Raw genomic sequence first — 14,978 nt, forward strand, 5'->3', positions numbered from 1 at the left:
GCCGGGGGGCACTCCGCGTGAAATCCATCCTGCATGTTCCCCGGGAGACTTGAAAGAGTGGTTTACCTGGACGGCGGCGGCGAAGGCCCCGGCCTGCCGGGAAGGCGCGGGCGCGGTAGAGTCCCGCCGCTCGGAAGAGGTGGGACATGGATCAGGGACAGGATGGGGGCGGGAACGCACTGGCGGTGCCGGGGGCGCAGCCTCCGCTGGAGGCGCGGGCTCCGGACGTGGGGCCGGTGAAGACGGTGGCGGGCGGCGTGCCCGCGGTGCTGAGCGCGTTCAAGCACGTGCTGTCCGAGGCGGGGCCGTGGCGCGGCGGCAAGCTCGTCTGGAAGATCAACCAGCAGGATGGCTTCGACTGTCCGGGGTGCGCGTGGCCGGATCCGCAGCACCGCTCCGTGCAGGAGTACTGCGAGAACGGCGCGAAGGCGGTGGCGGAGGAGGGCACGCAGGAGCGCGTGACACCGGAGTTCTTCCGCGAGTGGAGCGTGGCGCGGCTCGCGGAGCAGTCCGACCTGTGGCTGGGCAAGGCGGGCCGGCTCACGCACCCCATGGTCCTGCGTGAGGGCTCGACGCATTACGAGCCCCTGTCCTGGGACGAGGCGTTCGCGCTGGTGGCGGAGGAGCTGAACGCGCTGGGCTCGCCGGACGAGGCGGCCTTCTACACGTCCGGCCGCACGAGCAACGAGGCCGCGTTCCTCTACCAGCTGTTCGTGCGGCAGTTCGGCACCAACAACCTGCCGGACTGCTCGAACATGTGCCACGAGTCCAGCGGCACGGGCCTCTCGGAGACGATTGGCATTGGCAAGGGCACGGTGACGCTGGAGGACTTCGACCACGCCCAGGCCATCTTCGTCATCGGGCAGAACCCGGGCACCAACCACCCGCGCATGCTGACGGCGCTCCAGGCCGCCGCGCGCCGGGGCTGTGAGATTGTCTCCGTCAACCCGCTGCCGGAGACGGGGCTCAACCGCTTCAAGCACCCGCAGGAGGTGCTGCACCTGTTCGGCCCGGGCACGGCGCTGAACAAGCTGTTCCTCCAGGTGCGCATCAACGGCGACGTGGCGCTCCTCCAGGGCCTGGGCAAGGCGCTGCTGGAGCGGGAGGCGAAGGCGCCGGGCACCGTGGTGGACCGGGCCTTCGTCGAGGGCAAGACGACGGGCTTCGACGCGTACGCCGCGCACCTGGCCACGGTGTCCTGGGACGACGTGGTGGAGGAGAGCGGCGTCCCGCGCGACCAGCTCGAGGCGGCGGCGGACATCCTGGCACGCTCCGAGCGCACCATCTTCTGCTGGGCCATGGGGCTCACGCAGCACAAGAACGCGGTGGGCAACATCCAGGAGATCGTGAACCTCACGCTCCTGCGCGGCAGCATCGGCAAGCAGGGCGCGGGCGTGTGCCCGGTGCGCGGCCACAGCAACGTGCAGGGCGACCGCACCATGGGCATCTGGGAGCACGCCAGGCCGGAGTTCATGGACGCGCTGTCGAAGGAGTTCGGCTTCGCGCCGCCGCGCCACCGGGGCCTGGACACGGTGGGGACGCTCCAGGCGCTGCACGACGGGCGCGTGAAGGTGTTCTTCGCGATGGGCGGCAACTTCCTGTCAGCCACGCCGGACACGGAGTTCACCGCGCGGGCGCTGAGGCGGGCGCGGCTCACGGTGCACGTGTCCACGAAGCTCAACCGCGCGCACCTGGTGCATGGCCGGCGCGCGCTCATCCTCCCGTGCCTGGGACGGACGGAGCACGACGTGCAGGCGGCGGGGCGGCAGTTCGTGACGGTGGAGGACTCGATGGGGATGGTGCACGCGTCGCGCGGCGCCGTGGCCCCCGCGTCCGAGCACCTGCTCAGCGAGCCCGTCATCGTGGCCCGGCTGGCGCAGGCGGTGCTGGGGGCGCGCTCGAAGGTGTCGTGGCTGTCGCTGGTGGAGGACTACGACCGGGTGCGCGAGCTGATCCAACGGTGCATCCCGGGCTTCGAGGACTTCAACCGCCGCGTGCGTGAGCGCAACGGGTTCGCGCTGCCCAACGGTCCGCGCGAGGGGCGCTTCACGACGAAGGACGGCAAGGCGCACTTCACGGTGCACACGATGCCGCGCCACCGGCTGGAGCCCGGGCAGTTGCTGATGATGACGCTGCGCTCGCATGATCAGTACAACACCACCGTGTATGGCCTGGACGACCGCTACCGGGGCATCCACCAGGGCCGGCGCGTGGTGTTCCTGCACCCGGAGGACGTAAAGGCACGCGGGCTGACGGCGGGGCAGAAGGTGGACCTCACCAGCCACTTCCAGGGGGAGACGCGGGTGGCGCGCGAGTTCCTGGTGGTGCCGTACAACATCCCGCGCCAGTGCGCGGCGACCTACTTCCCGGAAGCGAACGTGCTGGTGCCGGTGGACAGCTTCGCGGAGAAGAGCCGCACGCCCACGTCGAAGTCCGTGGTCATCACCGTGGCCCCGAGCCCCGTGGCCCAGGCCCTGGTTCCGGCAAGTCCTTCGAGGCCCGGGTGAGCCTGTCGCAGCCCATGGTGGAAGCCTCCTGGCCGGAAGCCCTCCAGGCGCTCCATGCACGCGTCGCCGCCACGGAGCCGCGGGAGGCCGTGGCGTCGAGCGCGGAGTGGCGCGAGGACTTCGCCCGCTGGGTGCGCGGTGCTTCGCTGGAGGAGCGCAACCGGGCCCAGGCCGCCGCATGGGAGCGGCTGTCCCCGGGCGAGCGCACCCCGGCGGAGCTCCTCTTCCTGCTGTCCACGCTCAGCGAACTGCTCTGGCCGTACGAAGACCCGCGCCCGGGCCTGCTGAAGCAGTTGCTCGCGCGGCAGCACGCGGCGGTGACGGCGCTCCGCGACGCGGGCGACACGGAGAACGCCGAGCGCCTCCAGCGCGAGAGCACCGTGACGGTGTCCACGGTGCTGACGCGCCACCTCAAGCGTCACCCGGAAGCGCTGTCGACGCTGGTGCGCGGCGTGCCCTGCACCTACGACGGCCGCGCGCTGCGCTTCCAGGACACCGTGGAGGTGGACCTCAAGTACGTCATGGGCACGGGGGCGAAGTCCGTGGACCTGCTGGAGCAGCTGCGCGCGCTGCTCCCCGACACCCGCGACGGCGGCCGCGACAAGCTCACCGACTTCATCCGCACGCGCGCCGCCCGCATCCCCTGGCGCGAGGCGAGTGAAGTGCTGGGCGAGCGCCTCTTCTCGCTGGCCACGTCGGAAGACGGCCGCAACGGCATGCGCGGCTTCCTCGCGTGCTACCCCAACGGGCGCAAGGAGCCGGACTGGTGCTCGCGCGCGGGGCTCCTCCTGGCGCGCACGGTGGAGGTGGGCGGACCGCCCGCCGTGGTGGAGAACCTCTGCGACCTGCTCACGCTCTTCGACGCGCCCCCGGTGGACGGACTGCGCGGAGCATTGGGTGCGCTCGTGCAGAGCGACTTCGAGACGGCCGCCGACCTGGGCCACGCGCGCTTCGTGCTCGACCACTGCCAGGGCACGATGCGCAAGGCCGAGCCCGCGCTGGCGCTCACGCTCCTGTGGCTGGAGGAGCGGCTGTTCCGCGCCTCCGTGCGGCGCGGGGTGCCAGAGGCCTTCGAGCGGCGCACCCGCGCCCGCGCGAAGCTGGAGTCACTGCCCGGCTTCACGCACCTCGTGTGGCTGGCGGAGGAGTGCGCGGAGATGTGGCCGCGCTTCCGCACGCCCGCGCGGCCCGGCCTGGACGGGCTGGTCGCCTGGCGCAAGGAGGTGACGTGGCGCATGGGCAGGAAGCCCGTGCTGCGCAAGGCGGCCATCGAGTTCCTCCTCTGGTGCGCGCCGGACGAAGCCTCGTCGGAGGCGGAGCTGGCCACGCTGTCCCTGGTGCGCACCGCCACGGACCGGCGGCAGGTGCGCCGCCTGCTGGAGCACCCGTCCCCCCGGGCCCGCTTCCGCGCCCGTTCGCTCCAGGCCTTCCTCCAGGCTGGCGCGGGGCAGGGGAAGCACGCGCCTGCCTTCGAGCCCTCCGAGCCCACGACGCTGACCGCCTCCCTGCGCCACCTGCACGCGACGCGCGCGGTGCCCGTGGGTGGCCGCACTTGGCTGCGCGACCGCGACCTGGAGGACCTGCTCGTGGGCGCGGTGGGACGCGTGGAGGCGGACGTCGCCCAGCGCCATCCGCAGCGCTTCCGAGAGGAGACGCCGGAGCTGGTCGCGGGGCTGCTCGAAGGCCTGCGCTCGGAGCTGGAGCGCGTGCAGGCGGACCTGGGGTCGCTGGTGGCCTCGCCGCTGTCGCTGTCCATGGCCGTGCATCGTCAGACGACACCGCCCGCTGACGGAGGCACGGAGGTGGCCTTCGTCGTGTCCGTGGAGCGCGAGGGCTTCGTGCGCACGCGCCGCGTGGTCCGGGTGCCGGTGGCGAAGCTGGAGCAGCGGGGGGAGGGCCAGTGGCTGCCCACGTTCCGTCTGGGCCGTGAGCGCCTGGACGCGCTGCTCAATCGCACGGAGGCCGCGTTCTGCCTCTTCCTGGTGCCCGCCTTCGTGCGCCCGGAGTGCTGGGTGGTGCCCGCGCGGCTGGCTCGGGCCCTGATGGAGACGCAGGGCGCCCTGTCCGGCGTGCCGCGCGACGCTGTTCAGGGGGCCTCCCGGTCCCTGGCGCAGTGGCTCGTGTACGACGTGCTGGGCCTGTGGGTGGGCGACGAGCGGCCCGACGTGGTGGAGGCGGCGCGCGAGGGAGACAGCGCCGCGGAGTTCGTGGTGAACCTCACGGTCCGCTGACCCCTCGGGAAAAAGCCCCGGGAATTGTCCGGGAATATCCAGAAGCCCCGGCGTAAAGGCCCATGAGGGGTGCTGGAACATGCCCGGGAGGGGTCCCGGGCCGCGGGTCCGTCCGTCGGCTGACGGGGAGCAGGCATGCCTCCATGCGCGCGGCGTCGCGCGTGTCTCCAGGGAAGCGAGAGGCATTCATCATGAAGACTTCATTGCGTGCGGCGTGGGCCCTGCTGGGCCTGGCCGGCACGACTGTACGGCGTCACGTGTGCGTCCTACCGCGCGACGTCTGACTCGCTGTGGCCGCAAGGCTGCGCCTGAAGATCCTCCGCGCCTGCTGAAGCGCGGTCCACCACACGCCACCGGTCCCGGGGGGAACCGTGTCCTCAATGAACCTGTCGAACGAGGAGTCCGCCGTGTCGCGTTTCCACTGCGAGATGAAGCCGGAGCAGAAGGGCGCACGCGCGCGGGCCCCGGATGAACGCCCGGGGACGTACGTGGACGGGGTCCGGTGGCGTCAGTCGAGAGCCAGGGGGCGGAGCGGATCCACCGGGGGCCATCCGCCCGCGCGCCACGACGCGGAGGTGATCGCGTCCGAACGAAGGCAGCCCCTCACGGGGATCGGGCCGGGCCGCGTGGAGGCAGTGCACCCCATGCAGCCCTGTCCGGGCCACGCCGAGGACTCCCCGGGTCTGACGAACGGCCCGGGACCGGCGGTCATGCCGGAGCGGGTGACCTTCGGAGATCTGGTGGCCACCTCCGCCGCGACGCGGGCCAGCTTCGAGCGCATGGCGTGCGCGGCGGCGTGCAACGCCACGGTGCTGCTGGAAGGGGAGACGGGCACCGGCAAGAGCCGCGCGGCGCAGGCCATCCACCGCGCCGGGGCCCGCGCGAACGCGCCGTTCCTCGTCGTGGACTGCGGCGCGCTCCCGGCCAACCTCCTGGAGAGCGAGCTGTTCGGCCACGAGAAGGGAGCCTTCACCGGCGCCATCCAGCGCCGCGTGGGGGCCTTCGAGGAGGCCGACGGCGGCACCATCTTCCTGGACGAGATCGGCGAGCTCCCCGCCGAGCTCCAGCCGAAGCTCCTCCGCGTGCTGGAGAACCGGGAGATCCGCCGCCTGGGCTCCAACACGTACCAGCCAGTCAACGTGCGCGTCATCGCGGCCACGCACCGCGACCTGCGCCAGGAGGTCCAGGCGGGCCGCTTCCGCGCGGACCTCTACTTCCGCCTCGCCGTGGTGGGCATCCCCATCCCGTCGCTCCGCGAGCGCACGGAGGACATCCCGTTCATCGTCGAGCGCATCCTCGCGGGGCTGGGCGCCACGCCGGAGCAACAGGCGAAGCTCACCACGCCGGACTTCCTCGCGCGGCTCCAGCGCGCCCCCTGGCCGGGCAACGTGCGCGAGCTGCGCAACCACCTGGAGCGCTGCCTCGTCTTCCAGGACGCGCTGCCACCCACGGCGACGGATGCCGCGAATCCCCTGGCGCCCGCCATCCCTCGCGCGGTGGACCCGTCACTGACGTACGCGGAGTCCCGACGCCGGGCGCTGGAGTGCTTCGAGCGCGACTACGTCGAAGCGCTCCTCAAGCTGCACGGAGGCAAGGTGTCCCAGGCCGCCGCCGCCGCGGACATGGACCGCGTCTACCTGTACCGGCTCCTGCGCAGACACGGCCTCAAGAGCTGACGCGCGCGGTGGGCGCTGGAGGGCGTCTGCCTGTCATCCGCTCCCGCGCAGGCACGGGCTCAAGCGCTGACGCATTCACAAATCCCGCGCGCGGCGGGAGCGGGTGGCGGAGAATCCGCCGCATGTCCGCTCCCATCCTCGACCTGCACGCGCTCCCGTCGATGCCCGCCACGCTCCTGCGCGCGGCCGTCCCCTTCGGGAAGTCCCGGGGCGGCACCACGCTGCCGGACCTGACGCTGCGGGCGCACGGCTGCCGTGCGTCGCCCGTGCTGCTGGAGCGCTACCGCATCGCGTGCGGCTTCGACGCGGACGGCTTCCTGCCGCTCACGTACCCGCAGGTGCTCGCGACGCCGCTGCACATGAGCCTCCTGGGCCTGCCCGACTTCCCGTACTCCGCGGTGGGCATCGTGCACGTGCGCAACCACCTCCAGCAGCACCGCCGCCTGCCGGACACCACCGCGCTCACCGTGGCCTGCCGCTTCGACGGCCAGCGTGAAGTCCCCGCCGGCCACGAGTTCGACATCCAGACGCGCGTGGAGTCCCAGGACACGGGCGAGCTGCTCTGGGAGGCCGTCAGCACCATGCTGCGCCGCAAGGCCCCCCGGAAGGACGGGGACGGCACGCGCAAGGCTCCGCCTCCCGAGGACACGCGCTTCGCGTCCAGCCGTCCCGCGTCCTGGAGCATCCCCGCCGACACCGGCCGCCGCTACGCGCGGGCCTCCGGCGACTTCAACCCCATCCACCTCACCGCCGTCACCGCGAAGCCCTTCGGCTTCCCGCGCGCCATCGCGCACGGCATGTGGACGCTCGCGAGGTGCGTGGCGGAGCTGGGGGAGGCGGCCCATGCGGACGCGCTGCGCCTGGACTGCGACTTCAAGAAGCCCCTCCTCCTGCCCTCCCGGGTGACGTTCCAGACGGCTCGCGAGTCCGCGGGCGTGGCGTTCCGGGTGCTGACGGAGGAGGGGAAGCCGCACCTGGTGGGGCGGCTGGGCTGAAAAAAGAGGGCGACGCGCCGGCGGGCCGGGGAGGGGCCCGCCAGCCGCGTCAGTCACTCAGCTCCGGGAGGTCCGGCAGGCTGTCCGGGTCCAGCTTCATCAGGGCGCACAGCCGGCTCAGCGTGGGGATGGTCGGGACCATCACCCCTCGCTCGACGCGGGCCAGGACTTCCACGCCCAGTTCCAGATGCTCCGCGACTTCCTCCATGGAGAGCCCCGCCTGCTGCCGCGCTGCCTTCAGCGCGGCGCCAAGCGCTTCGGCCCGCTCTCTCCGACTCTGTGTCATCCCCCGAGCATGGCGCCATCCGGCCCTCCCGTCACTTGAATCCCACACGCCCCCCTCGTGGACGGCGGCCCGGCCGGGGAGCGCCTCCCCGGGACGTGAAGTCCCCAACAGCCCGCTCCCCCCGGGGTCCAGCCCTCCGCCGGCCCTCGCCGGAGCCCGGCACTCCGGTCCCGGCCTGCCCCCACGGGACGGAAGCCGGGTGGGGTGGCCACGCGTCCCGGCCATGCGCACGCTGCTCCCTGAGGAGGGGCCTTGCGCATTGGCGCCGGGCAGGGGCTGTGTTACGCCGCCGCACCCCGACTTCCATCTTTGGGACCCCAATCGAGGAGAAGTGAATGACCCGTCGTCACGTGCGAGTCGTCGGCGCGATGCTCCAGAACGAGATGGGTCGCTACCTCATCACCCAGCGTCCTCCCACCGCGTCGCTGCCCCTGTTGTGGGAGTTCCCGGGCGGCCGGGTGGAGGAGGGGGAGCACGACGCGGTGGCGCTCGCCCGCGAGCTCCAGGAGGAGATGGGGGTCCGCATCGAGGTGCTCGAGCAGGTCATGCACACCCACCACGAGTACCCGACCTACGACATCGACTTCCGCGTGTTCCGCTGCCGCCTGAGCCACCCGGACGCGGAGATCCACCACCTGCGCGTGCATGACCACCGCTGGGTGGCGCTGGAGGAGATGGGCCAGTACCGCTTCCCCGACGCGGACGCCAAGACGCTGGCCCGGCTGCTGGACCTGGATCACTGACCGTGCGCCCCTCGACCGTGCGCTTCGCCGCCGCAGCGGGCCTCCTGCTGTCCGTCGCCTGCTCCAGTTCCCGCCCCGCGCCCACCGGCGACAGCGCCCCGGACGCCGGCCTGCAGCAGGTGCCCGCCACGGGGCTCGAGGGCTGCCTGCTCTACACGGACGGCCGCCAGACGGGCGCCGTGCCCCGCCAGGTCCCGGAGCTGTCCGGGCTGGCCGCCAGCCAGAAGCACCCCGGCGTCTTCTGGGGACACAACGACTCCAACAACGCCTTCGAGCTGTTCGCCCTGGATGAGACGGGCGCGGTGAAGGCCACGCTCACGCTCACCGGCGCGGATCCGCGCGACATCGAGGACGTCGCCGTGGGCCCGTGCACGCCGGGCGGCCAGGAGGCCTGCATCTTCCTGGCGGACACCGGCGACAACTTCGAGCGGCGCAAGGAGGTGCGCCTGTTCCGGCTGCCCGAGCCCGCGGCCGTGGAGAACGCCTCGGTCCCGGTGGAGACGCTGCTCTTCACCTACGAGGACGGCCCCCACGACGCCGAGTCGCTCATCGTCGATGGCCGCTCCGGCCAGGTGGCCGTGCTCACGAAGACGCGCGCGTCGCTGGGGGACCTCTACGCGGTGGAGGGGCTGAAGCCCGGCGCCACGGGCAAGGCCCGCAAGCTGGGCACCCTGCGCGTGCCGGACGACGTGGACCGCCTGTCCACCGCTGCCTCCCTGCACCCCTCCGGCGAGCGCCTGCTGGTGCGCACGTACACCCGCGTGTGGGAGCTGCGCCGCTCGGACGCGAAGCGGCTGGAGGACTTCGTCCAGGCGCAGGTGGTGGAGGTGCCCGGCGCCAGCCAGGCCCAGTCGGAAGCCGTGACGTTCCTCCAGGACGGCCGCGGCTACCTGTTGGGCAGTGAGTTCGCGGGGGAGCCCCTGGTCCGCATGGACTGCCGCTGATCGGACAGTCCTGACCTCGTTCGTCGTCGTCCGATCACGCCCTGCGGTTGACGGCTTGGCGGGGGTGACCATCTTTGGCCGGCTGAGGGAACCGTCATACGACATGGTGTCGTCTGTACGGGGGAGGGGGAGGGCGAGCGTGCCGACGATGAAGCCACAGGACCTGCCGCCGGGGATGGGCCCGCGCGGAAAGAAGAGCGACAAGCCAACACCCACGAAAGGTGGGTTCAAGTTCGGCTCACCACTGGGCTACATCCTCCTGCTCGTCCTGGGGTTCCTGCTGTTCCGGAACGTGTTTCAGGACGCGGGCGTGCGCCGTGTGTCGTACAGCCAACTGCGCGACGCGGTGGAGAACGGCCAGTTCAGCCGCGTCCAGATTTCCAATGAGTGGGTGAAGGGCTTCCTCAAGGACAACGCCCAGCCGCCTCCGGGCGAGCGCGGCACGCTGCGCAGCGAGCCCAGCGCCCTGCCGTGGATGGCCTACCGCGTCCCCGGTGACGAGGGCCTGGTGCCGCTCCTGGAGCAGAAGGGCATCCAGTTCGAGGCCGTCCCGCAGTCGAGCTTCAGCGAAGTGTTGTGGATCTGGCTCATCCCGATGGGCCTCCTCATCCTCTTCTGGAGCTTCATGATGCGCCGGATGTCCGGCGGCATGGGCCAGGGCCCGCAGAGTGTCATGTCCTTTGGCAAGACTCGCGCGAAGGTGCAGGCGGAAGCCGACACCGGCGTGGGCTTCAAGGACGTGGCCGGCGTGGACGAGGCCGTGGACGAGCTCCGCGAGATCGTCGAGTTCCTCAAGACGCCGGAGAAGTTCCGCCGGCTGGGTGGCCGCATCCCCAAGGGCGTGCTGCTCGTGGGCCCTCCGGGCACGGGCAAGACGCTGCTGGCGCGTGCCGTGGCCGGTGAAGCGGGCGTGCCCTTCTTCAACCTCTCCGGTTCGGAGTTCGTGGAGATGTTCGTGGGCGTCGGCGCGGCCCGTGTCCGCGACCTCTTCGCCCAGGCCACCGCGAAGGCGCCGTGCATCATCTTCATCGACGAGCTGGACGCCATCGGCAAGAGCCGCAACTCGGGCGTGGCCGGTGGCCATGACGAGCGGGAGCAGACGCTCAACCAGCTGCTCGCGGAGATGGACGGCTTCGACAGCCGCGCGGGCCTCATCATCCTGGCGGCGACCAACCGCCCGGAGATTTTGGACAGCGCGCTGATGCGCCCGGGCCGCTTCGACCGGCAGGTGCTGGTGGACCGCCCGGACAAGCGCGGCCGTGAGCGCGTGCTGGAGATCCACGCCAAGGGCGTGAAGCTGTCCTCGGACGTGGACCTGAAGCAGATCGCCTCGCGCACGCCGGGCTTCGCCGGCGCGGACCTGGCCAACGTGGTGAACGAGGCGGCGCTGCTCGCCGCGCGCAAGAACCGCGACGCGGTGATGCGGGCGGACTTCGAGGAGGCCATCGAGCGCGTGGTGGCGGGCCTGGAGAAGAAGAACCGCCGCATGAACGAGCGCGAGAAGGAGATCGTCGCGCACCACGAGGCGGGCCACGCGGTGGTGGGCTGGATGCTGCCCTACGCGGAGCGGGTGACGAAGGTGTCCATCATCCCGCGCGGTCTGGCGGCGCTGGGCTACACCATGTCGCTGCCCCTGGAGGACCGCTACCTCATGTCGCTGGACGAGCTGCGCGACAAGATGGCGGGCATGATGGGCGGCCGCGCGGCGGAGGAGATCTTCATCGGCGAGGTGTCCACCGGCGCGTCCAACGACATCAAGCAGGCGACGGAGATCGCCAAGATGATGGTCCGCGACTACGGCATGAGCACGCTGGGTCCGGTGGCGCTGAGCGGTGAGCAGGGGCCGGGGTTCTTGCGGTCCGCGGGCCTGCCGGAGTCGCGCACCTACTCCGAGCAGACGGCGCGGATGATCGACGAAGAGGTCCGCAAGATGGTCTCCGAGGCGCTCGACCGCGCCCGGGAGGTCCTCCACACCCACCGTGACAAGGTGGAGGCACTGGCGGCGCGGCTCCTGGCGACGGAGGTCATCGAGGAGGAAGCGATGATCTCCATCCTGGGGCCCAAGGTGCAGGCGCAGCGCGGCCTGCTCCACCCCGAGGCGCGCACGGTCATCTCCGCGCACCCCGTGGGCGGCACGGAGTCCGAGCCAGTGGTCCCGCCGACGCAGCACACGGAAGGCAAGCTCGACTCGTAGGCCCGAGCCTGCCTGCCCTCCAGGCAGCCCTTCGCCCACCGGATCCACCGCCAGCCTGCGGTGACCGGTGGGCGAAATTACTTTCCAACGACAAGGAGGCGTCGCCGTGGAGAACCGGATCGGAAAGAGCTACGTCGCGCGGAAAGCGTTGTTCGCCAAGGGCCTGAAGGACGGCCGGCTCACGGTGCAGGAGATCGAGGAGGCGCTGCCACCGGGGACGCTGACGGCCGCCGAGCGGTGGCTCCTCTACTACTCCCTTCGCGCCGCCCAGGTGGAGATCATCGACGAGGTGACGGGGCAGGTGGATCACGGCTTCATGGCCGAAGCGCCGCCCTCGGCTCCGTCCAACCACTAGGCGCGTTGACAGGGCCGCCCTCGCGGTTACGTTCGCGCCGCTCACCGAGGTCCGCTTCTTCCAACCCCTGGCGCAGGTTCGACAATGGACGGCAATCCCCGCAGCGACGAGACCCCGGAGACGCAGGCCCCCGCCGACAGTGAGGCGGAAGGCGCGTCCTCCGACACCCAGGCCGAGGCCGTCCAGGACGGCGAGGTGGCGCGGCTCCAGGCGGAGCTGGAGGCGTCGCGCCGCCGGGTGAACGAGCTGGCGCGGGGGCTCCAGGTCCTCACCAAGGACCAGGAGGAGTTCAAGCAGCGCATCACCCGCGAGCGCGAGCGGATGCTCGACGTGGAGCGCGGCAACGTGGCCCGCACGCTGCTGGAGGCCATCGACGAGCTGGACCTGGTGCTGGCCAACAGTCAGCAGGACGCGTCGCCCCTGGTGCAGGGCGTGCGGATGATCCGCGACAGCCTGCTGTCCAAGGCCCAGGCCACCGGCATCGAGCGCCTCCAGGTGGTGGGGCGCCCGTATGATCCGAACCTCGCCGAGGCGGCCGACATGGAGGTGACGCCGGTGCAGGACGACGACCAGAAGGTGGTCGCCGAGTTCCGCGCGGGCTACCGCCTGAAGGACCGCATCATCCGCCCCGCCCGGGTGAAGGTGGCCCGGTACGTGGCCCCGGCCCAGGCCTGAGCGTTCCCCCTCCTGACCGCGTCCCAAGGAACCGGGAGCGCGGCCGGGAAGGGCGGAGGGGGCCGGACTGTTGGGCCCTGTCGCCATGGCCTGCCGTGTAAGCTGCCGCCCCGTGTCTGTCCGACTGCTCAGCGTCCTTCTCGTGGTGGCGCTCGCCCCGGTGGCGGGAGCCGCCGAGGATCCGCTCACGCCCTGGCTCCAGGCCCGGGTGCGCGAGCACATCGCCTGGTTCGCCTCCCCGCCGCCCGCGACGACGGACGCCCCGGCTGCCGCGGGCGCGTCCTCGCTCTGGCGCGAGCGCCCCGCGGGCTACGCGGGCCTGCCCCACTTCACGCCTCCCACGTCGCTGGCGCCGCTGATCCGCGCGGTGGAGGCGGGCGTGGTGAACATCACCACGGTGGGGCCCGGCGCGGTGGCGGGCGCGGTGAAGCGCTCCACCGGCTCCGGCTTCGTGCTGACGCCCGACGGGCTCGTCGTCACCAACAACCACGTGGTGGCCAACGCGCAGGGCCCGGCGGTGTACCCGTCCGGCTCCGGCGTCACGCCCGGCAAGGACGGCCCCCGCGAGGTGCCGGTGCAGCAGGTGTCCGTGCGGCTGGCGGACGGCCGCGAGTTCCCCGCGGACGTGGTGGGCCGCGACGCGTCCACGGACGTGGCGCTCCTGCGGCTCAACGGCGCGGGGCTGGGGACGCTGCCGGCGGTGTTCCTGGGGGACTCGGACGCGCTGGAGGTGGGGGACTGGGTGGTGGCCATCGGCAACCCGTTCGGCCTGGACCACTCGGTGGCGCACGGGATGATTTCCGCGAAGGAGCGCGTGCTGGGCGTGGGCCAGTTCGACGACTTCATCCAGACGGACGCGCTCATCAACCCCGGCAACTCCGGCGGCCCCCTCTTCAACATGAAGGGCGAGGTGATTGGCGTGAACACCGCCATCATCAGCGAGGGGCAGGGCATTGGCTTCGCGGTGCCCATCAACCTGGTGAAGGACCTGCTGCCCAACCTGCGGGAGAACGGGAAGCTGGAGCGCGGCTGGCTGGGCGTCGTCATCAACGAGGACGGCGCGGACGCCACCGCCACGGCGCCCGTGGTGAAGGACGTCTACCGGGGCAGCCCCGCCGCCGCGGCGCACATCCGCCCCGGGGACCGGCTGGTGGCGGTGAACGGCCGGCCCATTGGCAGCTACCTCCAGCTGCTGCGCAAGGTGGCGCTGCTGGCGCCGGGCACGGAGGCGAAGCTGACGCTGCTGCGCGACGGTGGCACCCAGGAGGTGGCGGTGCGGCTCGTGGCCCGGCCCGCGCAGGAGGCCACCGAGGGGCTCTCCAACCGGGGCGGCAGCTCCGCGAACGACCTGGGGCTGGTGCTGCGGGACTTGACGCCGGAGGTGGCGGCGCCCCTGGGCTACGAGCCCTTCCTGGGGGCGCTCGTGTCCGGCGTGGTGCCGCGCAGTCCGGCGGAGCAGGCCGGCCTGCGCGCGGGTGACGTCGTCATGGAGGTGAACCGCCGGCGGGTGAAGGACTCCGCCGGGGTGAAGGCCGCCCTGGAGCGGGGGAGCGCCGGGGCCAGCATCCTCCTGCGCGTGCAGCGGGGCGACGCGCTCCAGTACATCGCCATCGCCCGCTGACGGCCGCGGCCGCTACTTCGCGGCGTCCTTGCCGTTGATCCACAGCCCCATCTGGTTGCCGGTGCGGCCCTCGGTGACGAGGACGGCCTCGATGCGGGCGTTGACGCCGTAGTTCTTCCCGCCGCCCTTCTTGGGCAGCGTCCACACCGACTGCGGCGTGAAGACGACCTGCGCGCGCACGCCCCGGGTGCTGAAGACGCGCTGGAAGGTGCCGCCGTTCCACATCTCCGGCGCCGTGCCGCTCACCACCAGGTGGTTCATCACCGGGTTGCCCTGCGCGTCCGTCTTCTTCGGCGCGCCGTGGGACAGCCCGTACTTCCCGCCCGCGAAGAAGGGCGTGATGTTGATGGTGTACTCGTTGGTGCCGGGGTTGAAGTCGCCCGCGGACAGCATGCCCGCGTCGTCCTCGGTGATGATCATGTACAGGCGCTTGCCCGTGTACTTCTTGCGGAACGCCTCCGCCTGCTGCTTGCACCGCGGATCCACGAGCGCCCCGTCACACTCGCCCACGTACTTCTCCAGGAAGGCCCCCAGGCCACCCAGGGGCTCGGACTCGTCACGCAGCTTCGCGAAGCGCGAGTCCACGTCGGCCAGGGCGAGCGTGGGCACAAGGAGGGCAAAGGCGGCGGCCAGGATGCGATTCACGGCGGGGAACTCCGGAAAAAGGGGGGAGGGACAGCCCTCTGGATGCTGCCACTCCCGCCGCGCCGGGGGCAGCGCTTTCCCGTGAAACGAGCCATGGTGCGTCATG

At 71.8% G+C, this 14,978-nt stretch carries 12 protein-coding genes; 10 read left to right on the top strand and 2 right to left on the bottom strand.

The window, feature by feature from the left end; all coding sequences use genetic code 11:
- The first annotated feature begins 146 nt into the window (after nucleotides 1-146).
- The 4 genes from NR792_RS04805 (at nucleotide 147) to NR792_RS04820 (ending at nucleotide 7,409) form a co-directional block, all read left to right on the top strand.
- Complete coding sequence (locus NR792_RS04805) at nucleotides 147-2,507, top strand: FdhF/YdeP family oxidoreductase (protein ID WP_375758883.1); 2,361 nt, start codon at nucleotides 147-149, stop codon at nucleotides 2,505-2,507.
- The gene (locus tag NR792_RS04810) at nucleotides 2,504-4,738 is read left to right on the top strand and encodes a hypothetical protein (RefSeq protein ID WP_375758884.1); all 2,235 of its coding nucleotides are present in this window, start codon (nucleotides 2,504-2,506) and stop codon (nucleotides 4,736-4,738) included. The genes NR792_RS04805 and NR792_RS04810 overlap by 4 nt, the downstream gene beginning before the upstream one ends.
- Nucleotides 4,739-5,118: 380 nt before the next feature.
- Nucleotides 5,119-6,414, top strand: coding sequence for a sigma-54 interaction domain-containing protein (locus NR792_RS04815; protein WP_375758885.1), 1,296 nt, complete (start codon nucleotides 5,119-5,121; stop codon nucleotides 6,412-6,414).
- A gap of 122 nt (nucleotides 6,415-6,536) precedes the next feature.
- A complete protein-coding gene (locus tag NR792_RS04820; protein WP_375758886.1) occupies nucleotides 6,537-7,409 on the top strand; it encodes a MaoC/PaaZ C-terminal domain-containing protein in 873 nt (290 codons plus the stop codon).
- A 49-nt stretch (nucleotides 7,410-7,458) separates the two neighbouring features.
- On the opposite strand, the gene NR792_RS04825 is transcribed toward NR792_RS04820, so the two are convergent.
- Nucleotides 7,459-7,920, bottom strand: a complete 462-nt coding sequence (locus NR792_RS04825; RefSeq protein WP_375758887.1) for a multiprotein-bridging factor 1 family protein — start codon at nucleotides 7,918-7,920, stop codon at nucleotides 7,459-7,461.
- A gap of 110 nt (nucleotides 7,921-8,030) precedes the next feature.
- Here NR792_RS04825 and NR792_RS04830 point away from each other — a divergent pair, with 110 nt between their 5' ends.
- The 6 genes from NR792_RS04830 to NR792_RS04855 all read left to right on the top strand — a co-directional run bounded on the left by NR792_RS04830 (nucleotide 8,031) and on the right by NR792_RS04855 (nucleotide 14,227).
- Entirely contained in the window at nucleotides 8,031-8,438 is a 408-nt protein-coding gene (locus NR792_RS04830; protein ID WP_120555303.1) for a (deoxy)nucleoside triphosphate pyrophosphohydrolase, read from the top strand.
- Nucleotides 8,439-8,440: 2 nt separating this feature from the next.
- Nucleotides 8,441-9,382 (top strand): hypothetical protein, encoded by a 942-nt coding sequence (locus NR792_RS04835; protein WP_375758888.1) that lies wholly within the window; start codon nucleotides 8,441-8,443, stop codon nucleotides 9,380-9,382.
- Between the two features lie 148 nt (nucleotides 9,383-9,530).
- Nucleotides 9,531-11,576, top strand: coding sequence for an ATP-dependent zinc metalloprotease FtsH (gene ftsH, locus NR792_RS04840; RefSeq protein WP_375761568.1), 2,046 nt, complete (start codon nucleotides 9,531-9,533; stop codon nucleotides 11,574-11,576).
- A 106-nt stretch (nucleotides 11,577-11,682) separates the two neighbouring features.
- On the top strand, nucleotides 11,683-11,931 hold the full coding sequence (locus tag NR792_RS04845) for an RNA polymerase sigma factor region1.1 domain-containing protein (RefSeq protein ID WP_375758889.1): 249 nt from the start codon (nucleotides 11,683-11,685) through the stop codon (nucleotides 11,929-11,931).
- Between the two features lie 84 nt (nucleotides 11,932-12,015).
- Nucleotides 12,016-12,606, top strand: coding sequence for a nucleotide exchange factor GrpE (locus NR792_RS04850; RefSeq protein WP_375758890.1), 591 nt, complete (start codon nucleotides 12,016-12,018; stop codon nucleotides 12,604-12,606).
- Nucleotides 12,607-12,691: 85 nt separating this feature from the next.
- Nucleotides 12,692-14,227: a trypsin-like peptidase domain-containing protein gene (locus NR792_RS04855; RefSeq protein WP_375758891.1), complete on the top strand. Its 1,536-nt coding sequence runs from the start codon at nucleotides 12,692-12,694 to the stop codon at nucleotides 14,225-14,227.
- Between the two features lie 12 nt (nucleotides 14,228-14,239).
- Here the strand turns inward: NR792_RS04855 and NR792_RS04860 are convergent, their stop codons facing one another.
- The gene (locus NR792_RS04860) at nucleotides 14,240-14,872 is read right to left on the bottom strand and encodes a DUF6066 family protein (RefSeq protein WP_375758892.1); all 633 of its coding nucleotides are present in this window, start codon (nucleotides 14,870-14,872) and stop codon (nucleotides 14,240-14,242) included.
- Between the last annotated feature and the right edge of the window lie 106 nt (nucleotides 14,873-14,978).

The organism is Corallococcus exercitus (assembly GCF_042231735.1).
Classification (GTDB): domain Bacteria; phylum Myxococcota; class Myxococcia; order Myxococcales; family Myxococcaceae; genus Corallococcus; species Corallococcus exercitus_B.

What these genes read in the sequence shown, in the direction of transcription:
- NR792_RS04805 (WP_375758883.1), top strand. Translation starts at nt 147, where the DNA reads ATGGATCAGGGACAGGATGGGGGCGGGAACGCACTGGCGGTGCCGGGG.
- NR792_RS04815 (WP_375758885.1), top strand. Translation starts at nt 5,119, where the DNA reads ATGAACCTGTCGAACGAGGAGTCCGCCGTGTCGCGTTTCCACTGCGAG.
- NR792_RS04820 (WP_375758886.1), top strand. Translation starts at nt 6,537, where the DNA reads ATGTCCGCTCCCATCCTCGACCTGCACGCGCTCCCGTCGATGCCCGCC.
- NR792_RS04825 (WP_375758887.1), bottom strand. Translation starts at nt 7,920, where the DNA reads ATGGCCGGGACGCGTGGCCACCCCACCCGGCTTCCGTCCCGTGGGGGC.
- NR792_RS04830 (WP_120555303.1), top strand. Translation starts at nt 8,031, where the DNA reads ATGACCCGTCGTCACGTGCGAGTCGTCGGCGCGATGCTCCAGAACGAG.
- ftsH (WP_375761568.1), top strand. Translation starts at nt 9,531, where the DNA reads ATGAAGCCACAGGACCTGCCGCCGGGGATGGGCCCGCGCGGAAAGAAG.
- NR792_RS04850 (WP_375758890.1), top strand. Translation starts at nt 12,016, where the DNA reads ATGGACGGCAATCCCCGCAGCGACGAGACCCCGGAGACGCAGGCCCCC.
- NR792_RS04855 (WP_375758891.1), top strand. Translation starts at nt 12,692, where the DNA reads ATGGCCTGCCGTGTAAGCTGCCGCCCCGTGTCTGTCCGACTGCTCAGC.